The sequence below is a fragment of the Flavobacterium sp. Root186 genome, assembly GCF_001428525.1.
Classification (GTDB): Bacteria; Bacteroidota; Bacteroidia; order Flavobacteriales; family Flavobacteriaceae; genus Flavobacterium.
This window is the reverse complement of the sequence record NZ_LMHW01000012.1, coordinates 276,493-301,058: the sequence shown is the minus strand read 5'-3', so window position 1 is coordinate 301,058 and position 24,566 is coordinate 276,493. Positions and strand designations below refer to the sequence as shown.

Genomic DNA, 24,566 nt, shown 5'->3' with positions numbered 1-24,566 from the left:
TTTATAAGCTATGAGTACCAACAGCCAAATAGACAATGTTATTTTTAAAAGAAATGGAGTCAATCAGGAAGAACGCTTTAGTGACGCACTAGAGCCGGGCAACTTGAAGCTTCATGATTTTACTATTGAAGACTGGCTGCTCTTTGCTTATAATTTTGCAAAACAAGTCAATTTTTTCGACACGAATAACGATAAAACCCCAGAAGGCAACTGGCAGGAATTTTTTAACTATTTCGGCTTTTCAAAAGATAATCTTCCGGATGATGGCATCCCAAAAAGAACAGATAAAGAATATGCTGCTTTAAAAGAAAACATTACCAAAACATTATCGACTGCCAATATCAATCAAGACCTTACTCCTCACATGACATTGTTTGTGTGTTTCCTGAAATTATTGGAATTATCCCAAAACAAACTTAATCTTATAACAAAAAAGCATTTAGACTTTTTTTATAAAGACATCCTGCAAATAGAAAAACTTCCTGCAAAAGCAGATAAGGTGAGTATCATTTTTGAGCTGGCAAAAAAAATCGCCGAAGAAAAAATCGCCGTAAATACAGAACTGGATGCAGGAAAAGATCCCGATGGCAAAAAATTAATATACAAAACCACAGAAGAATTTATTGCCAATAAAGCCAATATAGCATACCTAAAAAGTGTGTATAATGATATTGATCTGGGTGAAATAAAATACAGCGAAATTGCAAATTCCCTTGACGGAAAAGGAGAACCGCTAAAAGAAGACACTCCCTATTGGTTTCCTTTTGGATATACATCCAATGAAAAAAAGTACCCGAAATTAGACGATGCCAAATTAGGTTTTGCAATAGCTTCAGAATTATTTAATCTTAAAGAAGGCGATAGAAATATCGCTGTCACTATTACTTTTGTTGATGACTTAACTTTTAAAATTCCCTTTACTCCAGACGATCTTCTGGCAAACATCAGCATTCTGTATAGTGGCAAAAAAGGATGGATTGGAAATTTTAAACTTAGCAAAAGCGTCGCTTTTAAGACTGGAAATGAATCTTCCAGCATTGGCGGCAAACAATTAAAATTGGTTTTTCAGATACCAAAAGATGATCCGGCAATTGTTAACTACGACCAGAAAGTTTTAGGCGAATTTTTCTCTACAGAACTTCCTGTAATTCGATTTTTAATCAATACGCAAAATAAATTAATCGATACCCAAAATAAAAATGGCCATACTCTTTTTAGAGCTTTAGTCACAAAAGCAATCAGCAGCATTACCACAAAAGTTGAAGTTAAGGATGTAAAATCTCTTTTATTAGAGAGTGATAACGGTTTACTTAATGCTGCAAAACCCTTTTACCCTTTTACACCTCAACCTGAAAAAAACAGTTCCTTTATAATAAACTATCCCGAAATCTTTTCTAAAAAATGGACAGAGGCAGATATTAACATCAAGTGGAAAAACACTCCATTATCATTCGAAACCCATTATGCTGCCTATAAAAAAAGTTTTCTTGAAACAATAAGTAAACAAATTTTTCTTGATGCCATTTTCATCAAAGATAGCAGTGACGCCAAAATGCATGCCAACCAACCTGAAGATGGAATTGCAAAAAAAACCGATTCAAAACCAAAAATTGCTGCAGAAACTAACGATTCACTTACAATAAACCCAAACGATCCAATTGTTACAAAGGACTATTTTAAAGCAACATTATCTGTTTTAAACAAAGAAGTTTGGGATGAACAAAATAAAACTATCAATTTATTTGATGATCCTGATGGTGATAAAGTATATGAATCTAATATCAATGTAAAAGGGAGCACCTATGCGATTGACAAAAGCGGTCCTATACGATTGACATTAAATCAATCGTTTTTACATTCGTTATTTCCAAAAGTATATACTTTGGCCATAATGAATGTGGCTACAACTCCATCAACGCCTATTCCAAATGAACCTTACACACCGGTTGTAGAAAGTATAAGTCTGAATTATTCTGCTGAGGAAACTACTGATTTTGATGCTTCTGACTACGAGTCTAACCGAATAAAATTGTTTCATGAAGCTCCTTTTGGTCAGCGCGAAGAGCATTCTTATTTGAAACAACAAGCTATCGCTAAAGAGATTTTAGATACTGGAACGCCAACTACCAATTGTCTGGTTCCGGATTATTGCAATGGAGGCGAATTTTATGTAGGACTTCAGGATGCCGAAACAATGCAGCAAATTTCATTATTATTTCAAATATTAGAAGGAAGCGAAAATATCAGCGTTTCCACTTTTACAGGAAAAGAAAAAGTATCATGGTACATATTATGCGACAATTATTGGAAAAATCTTGATAAGGATATTTTGGCAAATGGCATCGATAACTTTTTAAAATCGGGTATCGTAAAATTTAGCATTCCAAAACAGGCATCTAATGACAATACACTGTTTCCAGCCGATACAATTTGGATAAAAGCAAAAATGCACAAAGACTATGATGCCGTTTGCAAAGTTATCGATGTGAAAACTCAGGTTGTTACTGCCCAATTTTTTGATAACAACAACAATTTAGCGCATCTAGACAGCACATTACCTGCCAAAACTATATCTAAATTAATTACCAGAGTTCCTCAGATTAAAAGTATTGAACAGCCCTTTAATTCATTTGATGGAAAACCATTGGAGTCTGATCCCTCCTATTATCTGCGTGTAAGTGAACGCTTGCGACACAAAAACAGGGCTATAACACTTTGGGATTATGAGCATCTTATTTTACAGGAATTTCCAAATGTTTTTAGAGTAAAATGCCTTAACCATACTTTTATTTCGGGTACAAGTACCTCGTTTTTATCCCCGGGAAAAGTAACGCTGGTAGTAATTCCGGATATTGTGGACAAAAATGTATTCGATATTTATGAACCAAGAGTGAGTACAGCCACATTGAACAGTATAGAAGGTTTTATTAATTCTAAAAACTCAATGCTAGTGTCTGCAAAAGTCATTAATCCTGATTATGAAAAAGTTATAATAAAATTGAATATCAAGTTTTATCCCCAATACGATGAGAATTTCTATAAAAAACAGCTCAATGAAGATCTTATAAAATTTTTATCTCCTTGGGCATTTGACACCTCTAAACAAATCATATTCGGGGTTGAACTGCAGCGAAGCATTGTTATAGAATATATCGAAAATTTATATTATGTCGATTTTTTATCTAAGCTTGAGATGGCGATATATATCGATAAAAAAACAGATAAGGAACACCCTGATACATTAGAAGATACGGAAAATAACGAGGCCAATGTACATCTTTTAGACTTTTTAAACACACTGTCCCCATCAAGTCCAAAAAACATTTTAGTCTCTGTTAAAAACCATATTATCAGTACCACTATAGAAACTTGCAAAATACCAACTCCAACCCCAGAAGAACCTGAAAAATGTCAGTACTAAATCAACATATCACCATTCCTAAAAAATCAGCAACCGAGGACGATTTGGATTTCTTTTATTTGAGAAAAAAAGGAATTGAATACATAGAGTCTTTTGGCAGTAAATTTTGGACTGATTTTAACGAGCACGATCCAGGAATTACGATGCTGGAGATGCTTTGCTACGCCATTTCTGATCTTGGGATGAGACTCAATCTCCCTATAGAAAATATACTGGAATCTAATGACATTAATAAAGGCATTCCAAAACAGTTTTTTAAAGCCTCAGAAGTATTGTCATCAAGTCCAGTTACGCAAAATGATTATAGAAAACTTTTTATAGACATAAAAGGAGTTAGAAACTGCTGGCTCGCAAAACATAAAAAAACATTGTATGTGGACTGCAAAAAAGATAAACTTTCTTATGATATTAAGGATTATGAAAACCTGCCAGATAATTTAAGAAAATCTTTTGAGCTCAATGGTTTATATGATCTTTATGTAGATTTTGAAAGCTCAAAACCTTCAGAAATAGAAGCTGTTAAAGAAAAAATAAGAAAGCAGTATCATGCAAACAGAAACCTATGTGAAGATCTTGTTGAGATAAAAAAAGTGGTAGACTACCCTATCAAAATATGTGCAGATATTGAAGTAGATACGGAAGCCGATGAAGAACTGGTTCATGCAAATGTGATTGACGCTCTGGAAAGTTACTTATCTACAACAGTTAATTTTTATTCTCTAAAACAAATGATTGACAAAGGATATTCAACTTTGGAAATTTTTGATGGTCCAAGTTTAGAGAATGGTTTTATTGATACAAAAGAATTGCTTACGGCCGATTTGAGAAACGAAGTACGCCTCTCAGATATCATGAGAATAATAATGTCTGTACCCGATGTGCTGCTTATTAAAGATATTTCTTTAGGAAATTGTGGAGGTGATGATTTGGAAAACAAATGGCTTATCTGCCTTTCACCTTACCAAAAACCTGTTGTTTGTGCCAAAAGTGTTTTCAATTACAACAAAGGATTATTGCCGCTCAATATCAATCAGGCTCAGGTAAAAATTTATTCAGACGCCATAAAAGCCGAAAAAGATAAAGCTACAACAAACGCCAGTCAGGATAAAGAATTAGATATCCCAAATGGCGAATATCTGAACACCGATTTTTATACAACCATACAAAATGATTTTCCTGAAACCTATGGTATTGGCGAAGTGGGACTTCCTTCCAGATCATCTGTTGAACGTAAATCTAAAGCAAAACAATTAAAAGGATATCTTTTATTTTTTGATCAGATATTAGGAAGTTATTTTAAACAATTAGGCAAGGTAAACGAATTGCTTTCTGTAAGCGGTAATTTGTCCCGAACACTTTTTACTCAAGTTGTTAAAGACATTGAAGGAGTTGATGACATTGTAAACGGATATGAAAAAAATTACGACGATGAAACTATTACAGCACTGCTTTTTGACCAGCAGGACAATAATATCGAACGAAGAAATAAAATTTTAGATCACCTCTTGTCACGTTTTGCCGAAAATTTTTCGGAATATGTATTTGTTAACAAAACCATTTATGGAAACACAACAGACCAAGTAGTATTGCGCGACAAAGAAAACTTTTTGAAAGATTATAAAGTAGTAAGCAAAGAGCGCGGCAATGCTTTTGATTATTACAAACAGCCCATTGCCAATTTATGGAATACCAATAATGTTTCAGGAGCCGAAAAAAGGATTTCGAGACTCATTGGTATTAAAGATTACAGCCGCAGGAATCTTTCTAATTCGTTTGTCGAAATGTACAATTTTATTGATACAGACAATCAATCTGTCTATAGATGGCGTATTGTAGACACTCATGGTGATATTGTACTTTCTTCAACTGCAGAATACTTCGATACTTCTGCTGCAAATAAGGAGCTTTATTTTGCCGTATTGCAAATTATTCAGACCCGGGAATATAAAATAAAAGAGGCTTTTAAAAACGGCACAATAAAAGATTTATCCATTGTCGACAATATTTTAATACAGCAGTCAGATGCTGGAAAATATTCCTACGACATTATAAATCCAGCCATTAAAGACAAGAAAAATCCAAACCGTATTATCGCCCGCCGATTTGAATACTATAATAATTTACCAGATTTAGAAAAATCGATTCTGGAATTGATTCAATTCATGAAAGAAGATTTTACCGAAGAAGGAATGTTTTTGATAGAACACATGATGCTTCGTCCGGATGTAAATCTAACAACAGTAAATCCTGATACTTTCATGCCTATCTGCGCCGATGAGTGCGATAATTGCGAACCAATAGATCCCTACTCCTACCGTGTGAGTGTAGTGCTGCCGGGATATACATTGCGGTTTGCCAATACCGATTTTAGAAATTATATAGAAAAAATAATTAAGGAAGAATTACCGGCTCACGTTCTGGCAAAAATATGCTGGATTGGATATAGGGAAAAGGATGTAAAAGACCCAGCAGAAAACCAGCTTGTTCAATTTGAAAAAACATATAAAGACTATTTATTCGCCAAAACTGATTTGAATCAAGAACAGCCGGAACCCCAATTAATCAGCTTTATTAAGGCGCTAACCGTTCTGGACAATGTTTACCCAACAGGACGACTGTTTGACTGCAGCGATGAAAACGAGCGATTGTCAGATAAAATTATATTAGGAAAAACGAATTTAGGATCACTATAAAAACTATTCCCATGTCAGCAAAACTTTCAACAATAACAACACAATACCGAAGATTCACAAAGAATCAGGTACTTACAGAAGGAAACCTTAATGAGGTAGTAGATTTTTTTGACGATCAGGATCGCCTGTCCCGCATTTATCTGAGTGGCGTTGGTATAGTTTGCGGATTTTATACTGCTTATAATGCGGATCAACAAGCCATTTCAATAACACAAGGAACTGGTATTACTACTGATGGTGATCTTTTTAAATTATATCAGGCAGATGTATTGGGAAACAAAAAAATCGATTTTGACTCCAAAACCTATACGCACTGCAAAATTTATGATAATACAAAAGCGGCTTACAAACCTTTTTTTTATGATGGGTCAAACAAGCAATTGCCTCTTTTTGAACTCTTAACAGAAGAACAGCAAAAAAAAGAAAAAGACCCTTATTTTTCTTTAGCAGAATTTACCACAAATACAAAATTCGAGTTTAAAGAAGCCGTAATTCTTTTGTATCTGGAGTCGTATGAAAAAGAATCTGACCTTTGCGTAAGTCTTTCTTGTGACAATCAGGGATTAGAAATTGTGGGCAATTTTAAAGTTTTAATTGTCAGCAAAGACGTAGCCACACAAATAATGACCTATGACAGCATGAGTGGCAAAATCAATTATTCTAATTTATACCATAATTTACCGGACTTAAAATCAAACAGAATTGTACTAAAAAAAGAAGATTTTGTTCATCTTGATGCCATAAAACAAACTTTTACCAAAGGAATTTTTAAAAACGATGTTGTTAAGAATTTGCAGGAGGGCTACAATAAACTTCTGACAGGTTTAAATATGCCAATCATTTCAGATGCTGTTCAAAAAAAGATAACCGAACTATTTAATTTTGAAGGAGACCCTGTAATTCCTCAGGATTTTCAATACCTATATGATCTGCTTAATGATCTTGTTGATACTTACAACGAAACCAGAGCACTGCTGCTTACTATAGACGATAGTTATTGTTCTCCAGATATTAATGCTTTTCCAAAACACTTAATGCTGGGCGAACTAATAAAAACAGAGCCTTGTTTTGAATTCCGCCATGCTTTTTACAAATCGCCTTTGCTTACAGGAAAAAGCCTTAGTACTTGTAATGACTGCCTTGCAGATGATGAGGTTATTAGTAAAGATTCAGAAAAAAAGAAAAAAGAAGAAACAGCAGATGAAATAAAAATATGCTACGGCGAAGACACAGCCAGACAAAGAATGTACAGTCTTATTCTGAGAAGTGCACAATTATTAGAAAACTACAATCCTTTATATGATGTTATAAAAATTACACCCTCTTTGCAAATGGGCAAATTGGGTAAAAAAGCCATTCCGTTTTACAATAATGTAAACGATTCGCTTATTAACGCCTGGGATTTTGATAAAAGCATCTTAGGATTACAAAAAAACAATGTTAGTTTCCATGACGATTTATTGAATACTAAAAAACCGCTCGAAATTCATCTTGACAGTGATTTTTATAGAATTGAAGGACATCAGGGACGCAATTACAAAGAAGCGCTAAAAGCTATTCAAGAAATCAGATTAGAAAACGGACTTGGATTTAATATAATGATTCTGGCAGTAAATGCTAATGAACTGGACAAAACCATCCAGAAATTCACCGAATATTACCTCAACAAAAACCATGGTTACGAGCATAAAGCAGGCGTAGCTCCCGGAGGTACATTTATAATGATATATCTGGAAGAAAAAGTACCTTACTATTACTATTACAACACCCGCAGACCATCATTAACCGGTGATTTTGAAAAATTTACGGAGGGCATTCCAATTTTAAACCCAATTGTTGCTGATTTTTCACTGCCTTATTTATGCTGTGATGAAAACAATATAGGCCTTACTTTACCGGTAGATAAAATTTGTTTTGACAGCAAAACACAGCCGCTGCCTTTTAAAGTATCTCCAGCGGGAGGTTTTATAAAAGCCAATGTTCGACCTGATCAAAACGGAGGCGTAACAGTAAATGAATATGGAATACTTGTTTTTGATCCAAATTTAGTCAGCAAAGAATTAATAGGTCAAACCATAACATTTACGGTTAATAATTTTGATACTAAATGCGCGATAACCATTTTTGAAAAACCAATATTCGATTTTGTCGCAGTTCCTCTAAAACCATCAGGAATTAGCGAAACCGAAGTTACTTTTACCGTAACCGGAGATAATCTTGCCGGTAATAAATATACCTGGAATTTTGGAGACAAAACCGATCCGGTTACAGATGAAAAAACAGAAATAAAACACATCTACAAGTACAATAGTGAATCACAAAAAAAATTCACATTTTATGTTACTCTTAATGCAAACAATGGCAACTGCGGTTTTCAAACCACTCATCCTGTGAGCTTTGAAATTGAAGACCCAAAAGTACTAATAGATGGCAAATTAGTAAATAAAATATCCTTTTGCAGAAACGATAAACCGGTGATTCTTACCCTTGAACCAAATATAAAAGGGGCAGTAATTTCCGGAGAAGGAGTTGTAACAACAAAAGGAGGAGTTCAGTTTAATCCGGCTGGCGTTCCTTTGGGTGTAACAAGCGTAACCATTTTGATCGACGGCAAACCATCTAATCTTATCATTACACTTTTAGATCTGGCTACTGCCAATTTTACATTCGTTATAGATCCAACGGGAATGCTAACCTTAACCAACAATTCCCAAAATGCCGATAGTTATACTTGGGATATTAATAAAGAAATAGTAAAAACAGATAAAAAAGATCCAATAACAAGACCAATTTCTTCATTTAATGAACCTTCTATTTTAGTTTCATTAACTGCCGAAAGTAAATGCGGCCCAATAACCGATGGCCCAAGACCAATTGAGATTAGAAAAGTGGAAGTAAATACATGTCTTGACAATGCAGACCTATTTGTAAGAGATTCAATTAACACCACTTCTAATTTAAAAGAAATTTCCATTTTAAATAAATTCAATAAGGAGACTATTACCTTTATTTCTGAAACTGAAAGCAGATTTGCTGACGTTAACAAAAACCTTGTGAGTTACATCAACGGTAAGTCAAATGCTAGAATATCTGAATTATTTACACAGGAATATTTCAATTCTATATCTACAGTTGTTGCCGCTGCCATTAGAGCACAAAATGCAAATCAGATTGCTGCGGTACAAACACTTATATCGCTAAATACTTCATTGTATTACACTATTTTGAGATGTCAGGATCCAGAAACGCTTAAGGCATCTGAAAAACAAATTATCCCGGCAGCATTACTTTTTAATAATTTATTTAAAAGTTTCGTAGAAATAAAATTCAATACAGATAAAGACGGATCGTTGAAAGAGTTTTTGTCAAGTATGCTAACCGTGTTTCCGAAAATCGATTTTATACTGTCCAATTTAAATATACAAATAGAAGACCTTACAGCTAGTGTTAAATTCAAATAAACATATTATCAATAAAGTTTTCCTTGAGATAAATACCAATTCTAAAGAAAAAGGGTATTATCTCAAGGACAATATTGATGCGTTTTTACAAAAGGAAATATTCTCGTTTTTAGAAAATTACTTTAATGAATTGGATACAAAAAATCCTTCCCACAGCATACAATTAGAAAAGCTTAACCTTGATATTGCCATCAATCAAAATTTGGGTTTTGAAGATTTTAAAGAGCAAATTTTAAACAAAATCATAAAACAAGTTGAAGAAGTTTTTGAAAAAGAAGATGCAAATATTGAAGGCTATAAGCTCATCAAACCACAAGAAAAAGAAATAGAAAGCTTTTTTTATTTTCTGGAAACAGGTACAAATGCCTGGTGGACAACCTTAAATCCTGATTTTAAAATAGTCGATGATACTACATTTGGTGAAGTATTAAATGATGAAACCTTTCCTTTTAAATGGGCAAATGCTGTCCAAAAACCAATTGTGAGAACAAGGTTCATTAAACAATTTAGTGACGGCCAAATTGTAACAATCATTAAAAAGGGAATATTGTTTAAAAAAAATAGTGGTGACAGCAGTGCCAAAATAATCAGGATTAGCGCCATAAAAAAACACCTTGAAAACAGTACTGCAAAAAATCAATTAATTCCGAATCAAAGATTTTTGACATGGGAAATAGTTGTTTTAAGCATTTTGGAAACAAAAACCGCAATTGTAAAACAAAAACTTTCCAGATTGATTTACAGTGTATTTGAATTTCATAAAAAAAACAGCTTTTTGGAACACAAAGCACTTTTTCTAAAGGAAATTGAAAATCAGATAGAGAACCAAAACGAACTGGAATTGCTGGCTAATCTTGATGCTATTGTTTTGGTTATCGAAAAAAAACTAGGCAAAGTTATTTTAAAAGAAAAAGAAACAGGAATAGAAACTGTCGCAAAACCCCAAGCAGCGATAAAAACGGATACAGAAATAGAAAATGAAACAAAAATAAAAACAGAAAAAATTCAGGAAAATAATGAAAAGACAGCGCCAAATCCAGATTTGATTTTGTTAAAAAACAAAGAAGCGAATGTTCACAGCGACGATGAAAATATCGAATCTTTATCCAATAACTCAAAAGAAAAAACTCCAGATAATCACGAAGAAGTAATAGATAAAAAAGAGTCTTTTTTTGAGAAAGAACATGAGATATTAGGTACAGATATCAGCGAATTATATCTTGACAATGCAGGTTTAGTATTGATTCATCCCTTTTTGAAATCCCTTTTTGACAATTGCAAGCTGCTCAATAAAGACAATACTATAAATAATCCCGAAGTTGCCACGCACCTTTTGCATTATATAGCCACAGGAAAAGAACAGGATTATGAGAATGCTATGGCCTTCGAAAAATTCTTATGCAATATTCCAATAGCCCAACCTATTGAAAGAAACATTGTACTCTCTGAAGAAATGAAAAAAGAAGGTGCGGCAATGCTGCAAGCGGTATTGAGCAATTGGGATATAATGAAAACATCATCGGCAGAATTGCTGCAAAACGAATTTTTGCAACGCCCCGGAAAACTGAGTATTAATGGAGACGAAACTCCCACAATAATTATAGAAAAAAAAACACAAGATATTTTATTAGACAAATTAAGCTGGAATTTGAGCATCATAAAATTGGCCTGGAAAAAACGAATCATATATGTTAACTGGTAAAAATTAAAAGTATGAATATTGAAAATGCCTCTTTTTTAGAATACGATAAAAAAAATATTCGCAGTCTTCAGCAAATGGCTTTAGAATTTGTATTTAACAATGTAAATCTCTCTAAAATAGTCTTTTGCGGAGGTATTGCAGACTATCTTAATCTTCGTGAATATTATGACATTACAATTAATGATATAGATTTCCTTTTTGAAAATGAACTGGATTTAAAGCCCATGACAAACAAATTGGCAACAAGAAGATATAGTTCTCAATTCTATAAAACAAAAAATGGGGAAGCATTAGTAAATATATTCAACGCTGGGGAAGGTTCAATTAACATAGACAGCTTTCCAAGTGATTTTTCTAATTTAACTTATACACAGTCGTCTTTGTTAGGCAAAATGGTCTGGCATGTCTCATTTGAATTCAGTAAAAAAAATCATAATAATGAAATACATCTAAACACCTCAAAAGTAAGAGGCAGCAATTATCAATGGAAACGATTATATAAACACAGCAAAAAAGCTTCTTTGTATAACAATGTAACTTTCCTGGAAGAGAAAAACTTAATTCATACTATCAAAAAAAATATTTTATGAAGGAAGAGCCTAGAATAATTTACAGCTTAGATGCATTTCCTATTAGTAATAACCGATGGAATCAAGGGAATAAATTTAAAGAAACAATTTATTCGACCGCATTAAGTATATTATATAGCCATTTATGGTATCAGGATATCGAGCTTTATGCTGATGAAACAGCTTATAAATTTCTTTATATGCTGCCTTGCAGAGTTACTAAAATTAGTAGTAATAAAGACGCTGTTATTTGGATGAAATCGAAAATTGATGTTATAAAAAAACAAGTCAAACCTTTTGTGCACCTTGATAATGATGTCTTTATAAAGAAAAAAATAAATTTTGATTTTGACAGGGTAATGGTTGAACAAAATGATTATGAGTTGTACACTATTTACCAATATCGTTTAGATTTTTTTAATCAATATATTCAGGATTTAGACTATTGGAACCCGGATTTAGGATATGCATTTAACTGCGGAGTGCTCGGTTTTAGAGACTTTGAACTTCGGGATCAGTTTTTAAGCGCTTATTATGGCTTAGAGGAAATTTTTACAAAAAATTGTAATCCGGCAATAGAAAAAATGGAACCCTGTCTGGTTTTAGAACAATATAATCTTGCTTCATTATTACATCATAAAAATATTAAACCAACATTATTGCTGTGGAAAAAAAACCTGTTCGAAAACAGCCAGCTGGCAGATAACATTGGCTATACGCACATTGCAGGTTCAAAAAAATACAGGAGCGACATTGTTCTGGAAATAGAAAACAGGCTTTTAAAACTGTTTCCGTATTGGTACAAAGAGGTAAAGAATGCCTTAGAGAAAGAAGGTATCGTTTAAAAAAACTATAAATATCTATATATGAAACAAAGACACAAGATCATTTATAGCCTTGATGTACTTCCTATTATGAATAATAGATGGAATATGGGAGACAAACTAAAGGAAACGATCTACATGACTGCTCTAAGCGTATTATATAGTCATATGTGGTATGATGAAATTGAGCTTTATGTAGATGAAATAGGCTTTAAGTTCCTATATATGCTTCCTTGTGCTGTTACCAAAGTGAATAATGACAACAGAATAGAACTTTGGATGAAATCTAAAATTAATGCTATGGAACTACAAACAAAACCATTTGTTCACATAGACACTGACATATTTATTAAGAAAAAAATAGATTTTAGTTTTGATGATGTAATAGTAGAACGCAAAGAAGATACTTATGAAATCCATTATAAGAAGCAGGTAGAATTTTTTAATAAATACACCAATAACTTACCTTATTGGCATCCCAATTTAGGCTATTCCTATAATTGTGGAATATTTGGTTTTAATAATCTCAGGCTCCGCGATGAATTTATAAAAAGCTATTATGATTTGGAGAAAATATACGTTGAGAACCAAAACAACTTTTCTGTATTGAAACAAGAAGGTTATGAGACTTGTATTTTAATCGAACAATATACGCTTGCATCGTTATTGAACTATAAAAACAATAATCCTACAATACTATTGAAAGGAGAAAACATAACAGAGCAAGGAAAATATGCCGATACTATTGGGTATTCTCATTTTTTTGGAATGAAAAAATATGAAAAATATGTTGTTGATGAAATTGAACTTCGGCTCTCTAAAATATTTCCATATTGGTATACGCAAATAAAAAGCGCATTAGAGAAAGAAGATGTTATCGCGAATAATCCGCAGTTTGTTTAGTTAAACAAATTATTAACCTAAAAATGGTAAAATAATATATCATGAGAGAATTTGAACAAAAAAAAATAACTAACCCCTCTCCTTCTCCTTTTTTTGGACCAAAAATTCAAAAAAAACTAACTACTGGCACTGTAGGAGACAAGTATGAAACTGAAGCAGATAATGTTGCTGATAAAGTAGTGAACAAACGTAAAACGGGAGGGCTTTTGCAGTCAAGAAGTGAAGAAGCTGTGCAGCAAAAACCTATTTCAGAAACCATTTCAACGGTTCAAAAACAAGATCTGGCACAAGAAAAGCCTCTGCAAAAAAAGGGAAAGGATAAAGAAGAAGACAAAAAAGTGCAAAAGAAATCCGATAAGGAAGAAGATAATAAGGTACAGAAAAAAGGAGAAAAAGAAGAAGACAAAAAGGTACAAAAGAAATCCGATAAGGAAGAAGATAAAAAAGTACAGAAAAAGGGAGAAAAAGAGGAAGACAAAAAGGTACAAAAAAAATGTGCGGATTGCGAGGGTGAAGACAAAAAGGTTCAGAAAAAAGATAAAAAAGAAGAAGAAAAACCAGTTCAGGCAAAATTAAATGAGTCAAACTCAGTAAATGAAGGAGTCGAAAGTGACCTCAACAGCTCAAAAGGTGGCGGCAGTGCCATGGACAAAAACACAAAGCAAGAAATGGAATCAGGTTTTGGGGCCAATTTTAGCAATGTAAACATCCACACAGACAGCAAAGCCGTTGAAATGAGTGAACAGTTGGGCGCACAAGCTTTTACACATGGTAACGATGTCTATTTCAATAAAGGAAAATACAATCCAGACTCCAAAGAAGGTAAACATTTACTTGCGCATGAACTCACGCATACGATACAGCAAACAGGAGCCAAACAAAAATTACCCACAGAAAACCATCCTAAGGATTTACAGGCAGGAAATAATTTGAATAAAATTGACAGTCTTGTCAGACCGCAAACTACGGTAGCTCTAAGCAACAAGCTACAAGAACAAAAACAAAAAGGCGGTGGCAATTGTTGCTCAGGTGAATATCAATTACCTCAAAAAGATTACGCTTTTAACATAGATAATTCTGTTATGACTTCGGCAACTTTCTGTTCAAAAGGCAATTTTAAAATTTCCTCAAATGCAAATTGGGTTAAACCACATACTGCAGAACATTATCATATACGATTAACAGCTATACAGGGAGGGACAATAAATAAAACTACAAGAAGATATAATGTTGGCAAAACAGAAACACAATCATTTACAGTAAAATCTAAAGACTGTATCTTCTTTAAAGTAGAGGTCGAAATAATTAATCCTAAGAATAGTCCAAATTTAAAGGGAAGTTTTAATGTAACCAATTAGAGATGCCAGTCTTAACCAAAAAAACAAATACGAATCCTTCGCACTCCGCGTCACATCATGACAAGGGGAAGGAATCTTTTTTTGGGGTACAGGCAAAATTGAATATAGGAAAATCTAACGATAAATTTGAGACTGAAGCCGATAGAGTTGCAGACCAAGTGGTTGCCAATAAACAAACGGCCAAGACAGATACTTTCTTTTCGCCATCGCCAGTAATGCAAAAGAAATTGGCGGGTGATGTTCAAAAGCAAGAAGAGCAAAACAAAGAAATTCAGCAAAAAACTGCAGCCGAAACCATAACGCCTATTACACAGTTAAAAGGTGAATCAATCCAAAATAAACTCGATACCAGAATACCAGAAAAAAGAGAAATCAATCCGGCTTTTTCTTCAAAAACGTTAATTCAACATAAACTCGAAGATAAAGTTCAGAAAAAAGAGGAGACGATTCAGAATAAGGCAGAAGTCAAAAAAACAGAAACTGCCTCAAGAAACACGCTTTCACTCAAACCTTTAATCCAAAATAAAGGAGAAGAAGAAAATGTACAACAGAAAAAAGAAGAAGAGAAACAAGCCAAAGACGAGGATAAACAAATACAAAAGAGTCCTGCTGGCGATGCCAATCCTAGCGATAATTCTAATTTAGAATCTAACTTAAACAGCAGTAAAGGCGGAGGTTCTCCACTATCCGGAAAAGTAAAAACCGAAATGGAATCCGGTATTGGAGCAGATTTCAGCAATGTCCGTATACACAATGACTCTAATGCTGTTCAAATGAATAAGCAATTGGGAGCCCAGGCTTTTGCAACCGGAAATAATATTTATTTTAACGAAGGAAAATACAATCCAAATTCGAAAGATGGCAAGCATTTACTCGCCCACGAATTAACACATACCGTACAGCAGGGAGCTGCTATTAGAAAAAAACCGGAACCTATATCCCCTGCTCCCGAAATGGTTCAGGGTTCGTTCCTCGATTTAGTTCCAGACTGGATCATCGATGGGGCACGACACGTTCCGGGTTACACTCTTTTTACCGTTATTATTGGTTATGATCCGCTGCGACAAATTGATGTCGAACGAACTCCAATTAATCTGGTTGAAGGCTTAATGGGTCTTGTTCCTTTTGGAACTGCCATATTCGACAAGCTTCAGGAATATGGAATTTTGCAGCAGGTTTTTGACTGGGTAGAAGGAAAATTAAGCGAAATCGGATTAACGATTGACAGTATTTTAGATTTAGTTGAAGAGGTTTGGGACGAAATATCATTTCCTTATACCGGTATAATTGATTTAGTTACTGAAAAATTTAATGAAGTAGTTAACAGAATAACTTCTTTTGTAAGTGCAACGGTAGATCAGGTTATTACCTGGATAAAAGAAGCCTTGATTGGTGTAGCAGAACCTATACTGGCAGAAAATAAAGCCTGGTCATTAATCAAAAAAATAATCAAATACGATCCGTTACGCGATGAAGCTGTCAATGCCACAACGGTCGAAATATTAGAAGATTTCTTAATACTTATAGACAAGCAAACAGAACTTGAACAAATGCGTGAAAAAGGCACGCTGCAAAAAACTGCCGACTGGCTTGACACTCAGGTTGGAACTTTCAATTCACTATTAGGCGAGCTTCGCGGACTCATAACCGCAGCCTGGGATGCTATTCAACCTGCAAATTTGGTCAATATTGCTGATAATCTTTCAGCACTTGCAGCCCAAGCTGGAGGATTCCTGCAAAGGGTTTGGGATTTTGCATCAGGTGTAGCATTAAAAGTATTAGAACTTGTTAAGGAGTCATTATTAGGATGGCTGTCTTCTCAAGCCGCAACTGTAAGAGGTTATTCGCTTGTTAAAGTGATTATTGGAAAAGATCCTTTTACACAAGAAGCTGTACCTCGCACAGTTCCAAATCTAATACGAGGTTTTATGAGCCTCATGGATGGCGGAGAAGAACAATATGCACAAATGGTTGAATCTGGTGCAATAGCCAGAATTGTAGGCGAAATTGAAGCCGCGGTTGCGACGCTCAACATGACGCCACAATCTATAATACAATTGTTTACCGACATTTGGGATTCTATGAGCATCAATGACCTCATCCATCCTATAGATGCTTTCTTGAGAATCATTGATAAATTTGGAGAACCTATAGGACGATTAATTGCGTTTGTAGCAGAAATTGTCCGAATCGTTATTGTAGCCATTCTCGAAATCATGAATTTCCCATTTGACCTCATCGGAAATATCATTACAAGAGCATTAGAAGCTATTGATGATATCAAGAAAGATCCAATTGGTTTCTTGAAAAATATACTGAGAGCGCTTAAACAAGGATTTATACAATTCTTTGACAATATTGTAACCCATTTAATAAATGGTGTAACAGGCTGGCTGATGAGCGAGTTAAAAGATGCCAATATTCCGGTACTTACTGATTTCTCTTTGCAAGGTGTTATTACCTGGGTATTAGAAGTATTGAATATCTCGATGGAAAAAATCTGGGAAAAACTCGCTGCACATCCTCGCATTGGGCCTGCAAGAGTTGCCAGAATCCGCAGCATGATTAATACGCTCGAAGGCATTTGGACATTTATTAAAGATGTTCAGGAACGCGGTATGGCTGCCATTTGGGATAAAATACAAGAACAGCTTAGTAATTTATGGAATACCGTTCTCGATGCCGTGAAAAACTTTGTTATGGAACGCATTGTGAATAGAATAACCGCCAGACTTTTAAGCATGTTAGATCCAACCGGAATCATGGCGGTAATAAACGGTGCTATGGCTTTCTTCAATGCGATACAAAGTTTTATCAAATACTTGCGTGAAATGCTCGAAGTTGTCAATTCGTTTGTCAATGGAGTAGCTGATTTAGCCCGAGGCAATGTCGCCACAGCCGCAGATTATCTCGAAAGAACTATGGGACAAGCTATGCCGGTTGTGATAGGTTTCTTAGCCAATCAGGTTGGTTTAACCGGAATTGGGGCAAGAATTGGCGAAATGATTATTTCTGTACAACAAATGGTTGATGAGGCGCTTACATGGCTGGTGAATAAAGCGGTGGATACGGGAATGAATATGCTAGACAGACTTATGGGAAGAGGTGAACCGGAAGCTGCAACTCCAGCTGGTCCAATTGCGGGAGCTTTAGCTGAAATTGATTCTGAAACTGAAAAAGAAAATGATGAAGGAGAAGTTACCGCTGATGAAGCTCAAGCCATTAAAAACAAAGTTAATACAGATCAGGCATCAGTCATAAATATTTCTTCTGTAACTGATGGCGGAGAAACCTGGGATTATAATTATGTTCAATTGACTAAAAAAAGTACTCCTAAAAAAGTTACACCAAAAACAGTAATTATGCCTACTATTATGGATAAAGGAAGACCAAAAACAGTTGTTGCAAATCCATTAACAAAAAAACAACCTGATAGTGGAGCCGGAGAATCCAGAGTAAATAGAAGTGTAATGACAGGAAATAGCTTTATAGATGCTTTTGTAGCTAAAAATGCAGGTAATCAATCTGAAACTAAAGGTATTCATGTTTTATCTGCTGCTTTATATGGAAAAGCGACTAACGAAAATTTAGCTTTTGGTACACAATCTTTAAACACAAATATGGATAATGGTCCAGAGCAATTTGGAAAAGATAATAAAGCAAAAATTTTAAAATATTCTATGACTGTTAATTATTATCAAAATTCTAAAAATGATTCAATTTTTGCGTTACCATCTCCTAGTAATGCACAGTTAACTTTGGCACTTGGTTTTTATATTGCGCAATCTATAACTGCCCAAATTGATGAAATAAATGGAACTACTCTTAACTCAGTCTATTCGCAAACTTTAACTGGTAGTTTTCCAAATATTACAGGTATTGCGGCTACTCCGCCAGAGCAATTAGTAACAGATTTATTAAAAAATAATAAAATTCCAGGACAAGTTAGAAGAAGCGGAAAAGTTTATAAAAAAACAAGTTATACAGGATATAGAGAAATAGCCAGAGATCTTTCCAGAACAGATGCAATAATAAGAGATGCAATCAATAATTTGATAGATGATGTAATAATCAAAGAAGGTAATAACTATTATGTAAGATGAAAAATAAATATTCAGAAGAAGTAGAAAAATTATTCAAATTCGGAAAAACAGATTTGTCTAAAGACTGGCCAAATTATGCTCAAGAATTGAACATTCGAGAAAAAAATGCAAACGAACTAATCGACATTGTAAAAACTTCAAATTTAAGCCATGCAATTTCAGGATTTACTATAAAAGATTTTGCTTCAAGACATGCATGGAGAGCTTTAGGTCAATTAAAAATTACAAGATCAGTTCCTGTTTTATTGGATGCATTAATTGACGAAAAAAATGAAGAGGCTTTTGATTTTCGTTCTGAATTGCCAAAAGTCCTTGTATTGATGGGGTTTGATATAATTCCAGATTTAGAAAAATTTATAAAAAACCCAAAAATTGAATGGGATTTTAAAGTTGTTATATTTAAGGTGCTGGTTGAATTTGCATTACAGAGTTCAAAATATAGAGATTATGTTGTAATTATTTTTAATGAATTATTTATTAAATATCACAATGAGCCCATTTTTATTTCAAGACTTTTAAATGAACTATTTAAACTTGATCCTATTGAATATGAAGTAGTAAAAGAAATAATTAAAAAAGATCAATATGATTATGGCAGTATTGATAAGGAGAGTTTAATGCGTTTTACCAAATTAGCTAAATTAGATTAAAAAGCTAACAAAATAAAAGTACCGATCTTTCTTTTCGCTAATGTTAATTTATAACTATATCAAAACTTGATTTATTTTCAATCGAATTATTAGTAATATAAAATGGAAAATGTATTCACATACCTAAAAAACCAATTCGTATTTCAGCTTGATACTCTTTTTCAGGCCGAAAACCCAATGGAAAAACCTGTATTGAATCAAGTTGATTCAAATGGGTTTATAAACGAATTCATCATCGAAAATAACCTGACAGAAATCGACACTCTTTTGTTAGGACTCGCTCTTGCGCCGCACGTGAAACCCGATTTTTTAAGTTCGATTATTGCCGAATATTTACCAAATGGCGGCGAATTACCGGAATTTGGCGGAATAAAAACCAAAAACCATCGCGGAATTTTACCAACGGGTGAAACAGCTCAGTTTTTAATTGCCGGAAATGATCTCGATAACCGAATTTCATTTTATGATTACCTGCACAATCAGTCTTTTCTTTATCAAAAAAGAATCATCAAAATAGAAGCTGTTCCAAATGGCGAACCCAAACTGAGCGGTTTATTGATTTTAGAAGATGAATACATCGAGAAATTCATAACCGGAAAAATTCTAAAACCGCAGCTTAGCAGTATTTTCCCTGCGCAGTTAATCGAAACCCAATTAGACTGGGACGATTTGGTTTTGAATTCTTCTACTTTAAATCAAATTAAAGAAATAGAAACATGGCTTAAATTCAACGATATTTTACTTCATGAATGGAATATGAAAGCCAAGATAAAACCCGGTTTTAGAGTCATGTTTTACGGCGCTCCGGGAACGGGAAAAACGCTTACGGCTTCACTTTTAGGAAAATATACCCAAAGAGATGTTTATAGAATTGATTTATCGATGGTGATTTCAAAGTACATTGGTGAAACCGAAAAAAATCTTTCTTCTCTATTTGACAAAGCAACAGATAAAGACTGGATTCTGTTTTTTGATGAAGCCGATGCTGTTTTCGGAAAAAGAACCAATGTGAGAGATGCACACGATAAATATGCTAATCAGGAAGTTTCGTATTTGCTGCAGCGAATCGAAAATCATCCGGGATTGGTTATTCTCGCTTCTAATTTTAAAACCAATATTGATACCGCTTTTACCCGAAGATTTCAATCTATAATTGAGTTTGAAGTGCCATCTTACGGCGAGCGTTTAAGATTGTGGCAAAATAACCTGCCAAAAGGAATTAAAATTGCAGAAGATGTAAATCTTAACGAGCTTTCAAAAAAATACGATATTACGGGCGCCAATATTGTGAATATCATTCAATATGCCTGTTTGAGAACCTTAGAAGATCAAAACAAAAGCATCAACCTTAATCATTTGCTTCAGGGAATTAAAAAGGAATATGCTAAAGAAGGGAAAATGATGTAGTGATCATTCAATAGTAGTATATTCTTTTGTCATAACTACTTTGCCATTGACAATTTTTTCATAACTATTTTTGTAATGTGCAACCGAATCGTTTTCACTAACGTCTGATTTAGTTATAATTTCAGAATATTTTATTGTGCCGTTTTTATTAAAATAATGCTTTTTTATAGTTTCACCATCTAAAGTAGATGAAGTTGTCGAAAGTATTCTATTACCCTTATCTATTTCTTCGATTGCATTGTCTGATAAATCTTCTGAAAACTCAAATGATTTTGTTTTTTCGTTAAACAAATAAATATTCACCATATCTGTCATGGCAGTACTTCCGTTGCTTGTGATCAAAAAATCCTTTAGACCATCAAAATTTAAATCTTGAAAATGTACATTAAAATAATCTTCAGAATTAAAATCATTTCCGGACTTAAAATAATCAGAGTAGCTTAATAAAATACGCTGTGTTTTATAGTCTCTCAATTCTATTGTTGTGGCTCCAGAAACAGAATCGATTTGTTTCCAATTGCATTTTATATTATTAAGACTAAAAGGCGCACTTATTTTGAGAGAAGTATCTCTTTGGGCTTGAGAAAGTTCTTTTACCGAAACCTCATCTTTACCACCTTTTTTTAAAGAAACATTTTCTACCGTATTTCTACAGCTCATTAAAAGCAAAACAATAAATATCAAAATAAGATTTTTCATTTTTAGATGTTTTTAGAACTGAATCTAATAGTGGTGTTAAATTCTAACAGCTTGTAGGAGCATAAAAGACAATGAATTTTTCAACTATCTCGTTTGTTTTACTATTCTTTGCTCTAATTTTATAAATGTATCTTGCTGTAAAAAAGCTGGTTTTTATTTTATCAAGAGATTCAATATTCCGGATTTCATCTAACCATTCAGGTCCGCAATGTTTCCCTACTGCAATTTTAAGTTCATCAATAGTAAAATCTATTGGGCGGTCTGTTCTATCATCAATCATTGGGAGCTGTAAATCGTTTCTATTGACTTTAAATTTAGTCCATTCAGAAGTGTAGGTCTTCCAACCTTCTATAAGGCAAAACGGTACATCAAGTTCTCGTTCAGTATCAATTCCCACGTTTATTTCAAATTGTCCATATAATTCTATTTCATCAAACTCAGCTTGTTCAATTTTAAATGATCTTTCAAGAGAGTAACCCGGATCAAGATAAAAAACGGCTGTATCTTTTCTGGTTTCATAAATATTATCCGTTTTGCTGTATTCATCTCTCCAGCTTGTATCATCGTCTCTCATTGAAATCGTTAAATCAGAAAATTTAATAGTAAGATCCGCTATTAAGTCATTTACTTTTTCTCCAGCCGATACTAAATCTTCTTTCTTTTTGCTTACAATCTCTTTTTTATCTGATTTTTCACTTAGCTCCTTTTTATTTTCTTTACAAGAGAATAACAGCATACTGATTATTAAAATTTGGAGCGTAATTTTCATAAGGGGAATAAATTATTTATTGGGATGATTCTATTTTAATAGTAATGCTGAGGTTTGTCTTGTCCTAAAATTATAGGCTTAAAACATTATTTAAAAACAATTGGTATTCTTTGAGTTTCTATTTCTCCTTTAAAAATTTCTATATTATTTTCTTTATAATTAGACAAAATATCTTTTGGGATAATTTTTTCCATATCATATTTTAATTTGTATTTTAAACGAAATGTATATTTTTTTTGAGGATTTAATTTAAAATAAATTGGACTTCTTAAATTCTCAACTTTATCTTCAACCACAAATGGAAGGGGTAAAGATGTTTTTAAAATATAATTTTCTTTAGGAGAGATAATTATTTCCTGATTATAAAAATTTAAAAACTCGCTTTTTATATTATAACCCATCTTTTTTAATAATAGTTCTTTTTCATTCTGAATATAGAAATCTTGTTCTAATAAACTACCCATTTTGCAGCTATATGAAGGATCAATCAAAGGGGCATTTTTCTCCAATAAATTTCCTTTTTCATCTTCAATAATTATATCTACATGATATAAATTAGATAAATGCAAGTCTTTAATAAAGAGTAAATATTTTTTATTAGTGTGGTTCGATAATTCAAGTTTTACAGTATTTGTAAAAAGATACTTTTCATTTTCGCTATTAAACACACCATGATTGTAGAAAGCTTCAATTGTGTCTGTAGAAAATCCTTTAGATACAATTTCTTTGTTTATCAATTTTAGCTCTAGTTTACTTTCTTGACAAGATATCAATAAAGTAAACAATAGAATTACCAAAATGCTTTTTTTCATTTCATTCATTTTTGAATATTATTAAAAAATATTAGGATGTTTTGTATTCAAAAATTATTAAATCCTATTTTCAAATATATTCATTTTTTCTAAAAAACATGTTGATGCAAGCGTTTCGCTCGTGTAAAACTTTGCGGTCACGAGCAAGATGCTCGCGATAGCGGAATAAATTATAAATTCTGAAACTTTATACGGCTTTCAACTGACCAGCAATCTCAACAATATGTTCATCATCGGTTCCGCAGCAGCCGCCAAAAACATTTAAATGCGGGAAAGAATCTTTTAATGTTTTATATTCTTTTCCTAATTGTTTTGGTACTCCCCTGTCCAGTTCTGTGGCTTCGTCTAATTCGGCGTGGCTTTTGCAGGATGCATTGGCACGAATAGCTTTGATGCGTTTTACCCAGTTTTCGTTTTTGCTTTCGCTTAGTTCGTTTAAAAAATGTGTTGGATGCGCACAATTAATCATATAATATATTGGCGGAATATTGACACTTTGGTCTACTTTTTCAATAGCATCTTTTAAACTCATTCCCGTTGGAAGTTTGCCATTTGTTTCTACAGTAAAAGAAATAACTACAGGCAAATTAAAAGATGCTGCAGCTTTAACAATTCCAATTGTTTCTTCGATATAATTCATTGTAAGTGCCGAAACAAAATCTATTGAAGTGTGGCTAAAAGCTTCAATTTGTGCTGTATGATATTGCTGCGCTTCTTCAATATTCATACAATTCTCCGGCACATAACCGTCGCCGCGAGGGCCAATGCAGCCGCTTATTAAAACAGATTTTATATCATTTTTAAATTCTGTTCTTAAATCTGATAAAAGCGTAACGGCTTTTTCATTCAGCGTAGCTAATTCATTTTTGTGATGACCTATCTTTTCAATCCAATCTGGATTGGTACGCCATGTGGGAGTTTCTAAAATAAAATTGGTTTGATACTTTTTTGCGATTTTTAAATATCGGGTGTAATAATTTTTAAGGGCATTATATCCTTCCTGATTTTTTAATAAATCAAAAGCGGCGAAATACGGAAGATCAAATCCTTCCAGAAAAACTAATGTTGTTTCGAGTCCACCATCTGTTAAAAATATTTCATCCGTTTCATTTGGCAAGGTTTTTTTATTGTTTTTCATATCCCAAAATAAATTTAAACACCTAATTATCAATTAAGTAAATGTACTAAATTTTAA

15 protein-coding genes are annotated in these 24,566 nt (G+C 33.4%); 11 read left to right on the top strand and 4 right to left on the bottom strand.

Features of this window, described 5'->3' with window-relative positions; all coding sequences use genetic code 11:
* The first annotated feature begins 10 nt into the window (after positions 1-10).
* From ASD98_RS12510 to ASD98_RS12460, 11 genes are all read left to right on the top strand, one after another.
* Positions 11-3,421 carry a baseplate J/gp47 family protein gene (locus ASD98_RS12510; protein ID WP_056205134.1) on the top strand — a complete coding sequence of 1,137 codons (3,411 nt, stop codon included), beginning with the start codon at positions 11-13 and terminating at the stop codon, positions 3,419-3,421.
* Positions 3,409-6,114, top strand: a complete 2,706-nt coding sequence (locus ASD98_RS12505) for a hypothetical protein (protein WP_056205130.1) — start codon at positions 3,409-3,411, stop codon at positions 6,112-6,114. Before ASD98_RS12510 ends, ASD98_RS12505 begins: the two co-directional genes overlap by 13 nt.
* Positions 6,115-6,125: 11 nt before the next feature.
* Positions 6,126-9,575, top strand: a complete 3,450-nt coding sequence (locus ASD98_RS12500) for a hypothetical protein (protein WP_056205127.1) — start codon at positions 6,126-6,128, stop codon at positions 9,573-9,575.
* Positions 9,559-11,277, top strand: a complete 1,719-nt coding sequence (locus ASD98_RS12495) for a contractile injection system tape measure protein (protein WP_056205124.1) — start codon at positions 9,559-9,561, stop codon at positions 11,275-11,277. Before ASD98_RS12500 ends, ASD98_RS12495 begins: the two co-directional genes overlap by 17 nt.
* A gap of 11 nt (positions 11,278-11,288) precedes the next feature.
* A complete protein-coding gene (locus ASD98_RS12490) occupies positions 11,289-11,867 on the top strand; it encodes a hypothetical protein (RefSeq protein ID WP_056205121.1) in 579 nt (192 codons plus the stop codon).
* A complete protein-coding gene (locus tag ASD98_RS12485; RefSeq protein WP_056205117.1) occupies positions 11,864-12,691 on the top strand; it encodes a DUF6734 family protein in 828 nt (275 codons plus the stop codon). The genes ASD98_RS12490 and ASD98_RS12485 overlap by 4 nt, the downstream gene beginning before the upstream one ends.
* Before the next feature lie 117 nt (positions 12,692-12,808).
* Positions 12,809-13,573, top strand: coding sequence for a DUF6734 family protein (locus ASD98_RS12480; protein WP_242412108.1), 765 nt, complete (start codon positions 12,809-12,811; stop codon positions 13,571-13,573).
* 41 nt (positions 13,574-13,614) lie between these two features.
* Positions 13,615-14,931 (top strand): DUF4157 domain-containing protein, encoded by a 1,317-nt coding sequence (locus tag ASD98_RS24395; RefSeq protein WP_242412107.1) that lies wholly within the window; start codon positions 13,615-13,617, stop codon positions 14,929-14,931.
* Between the two features lie 2 nt (positions 14,932-14,933).
* The gene (locus tag ASD98_RS12470) at positions 14,934-19,034 is read left to right on the top strand and encodes a DUF4157 domain-containing protein (protein ID WP_242412106.1); all 4,101 of its coding nucleotides are present in this window, start codon (positions 14,934-14,936) and stop codon (positions 19,032-19,034) included.
* Positions 19,031-19,684 (top strand): hypothetical protein, encoded by a 654-nt coding sequence (locus tag ASD98_RS12465; RefSeq protein ID WP_056205111.1) that lies wholly within the window; start codon positions 19,031-19,033, stop codon positions 19,682-19,684. Before ASD98_RS12470 ends, ASD98_RS12465 begins: the two co-directional genes overlap by 4 nt.
* Positions 19,685-19,786: 102 nt before the next feature.
* Positions 19,787-21,091, top strand: coding sequence for an ATP-binding protein (locus ASD98_RS12460; protein WP_056205108.1), 1,305 nt, complete (start codon positions 19,787-19,789; stop codon positions 21,089-21,091).
* 3 nt (positions 21,092-21,094) lie between these two features.
* Here ASD98_RS12460 and ASD98_RS12455 read toward each other — a convergent pair whose 3' ends face one another.
* The 4 genes from ASD98_RS12455 to ASD98_RS12440 form a co-directional block, all read right to left on the bottom strand.
* Entirely contained in the window at positions 21,095-21,790 is a 696-nt protein-coding gene (locus ASD98_RS12455) for a hypothetical protein (protein WP_128414828.1), read from the bottom strand.
* A gap of 43 nt (positions 21,791-21,833) precedes the next feature.
* Positions 21,834-22,559, bottom strand: coding sequence for a hypothetical protein (locus ASD98_RS12450; RefSeq protein WP_128414827.1), 726 nt, complete (start codon positions 22,557-22,559; stop codon positions 21,834-21,836).
* A gap of 86 nt (positions 22,560-22,645) precedes the next feature.
* The gene (locus tag ASD98_RS12445; protein ID WP_128414826.1) at positions 22,646-23,371 is read right to left on the bottom strand and encodes a hypothetical protein; all 726 of its coding nucleotides are present in this window, start codon (positions 23,369-23,371) and stop codon (positions 22,646-22,648) included.
* Between the two features lie 187 nt (positions 23,372-23,558).
* Positions 23,559-24,509 (bottom strand): homocysteine S-methyltransferase family protein, encoded by a 951-nt coding sequence (locus ASD98_RS12440; RefSeq protein ID WP_056205095.1) that lies wholly within the window; start codon positions 24,507-24,509, stop codon positions 23,559-23,561.
* Positions 24,510-24,566: the final 57 nt, after the last annotated feature.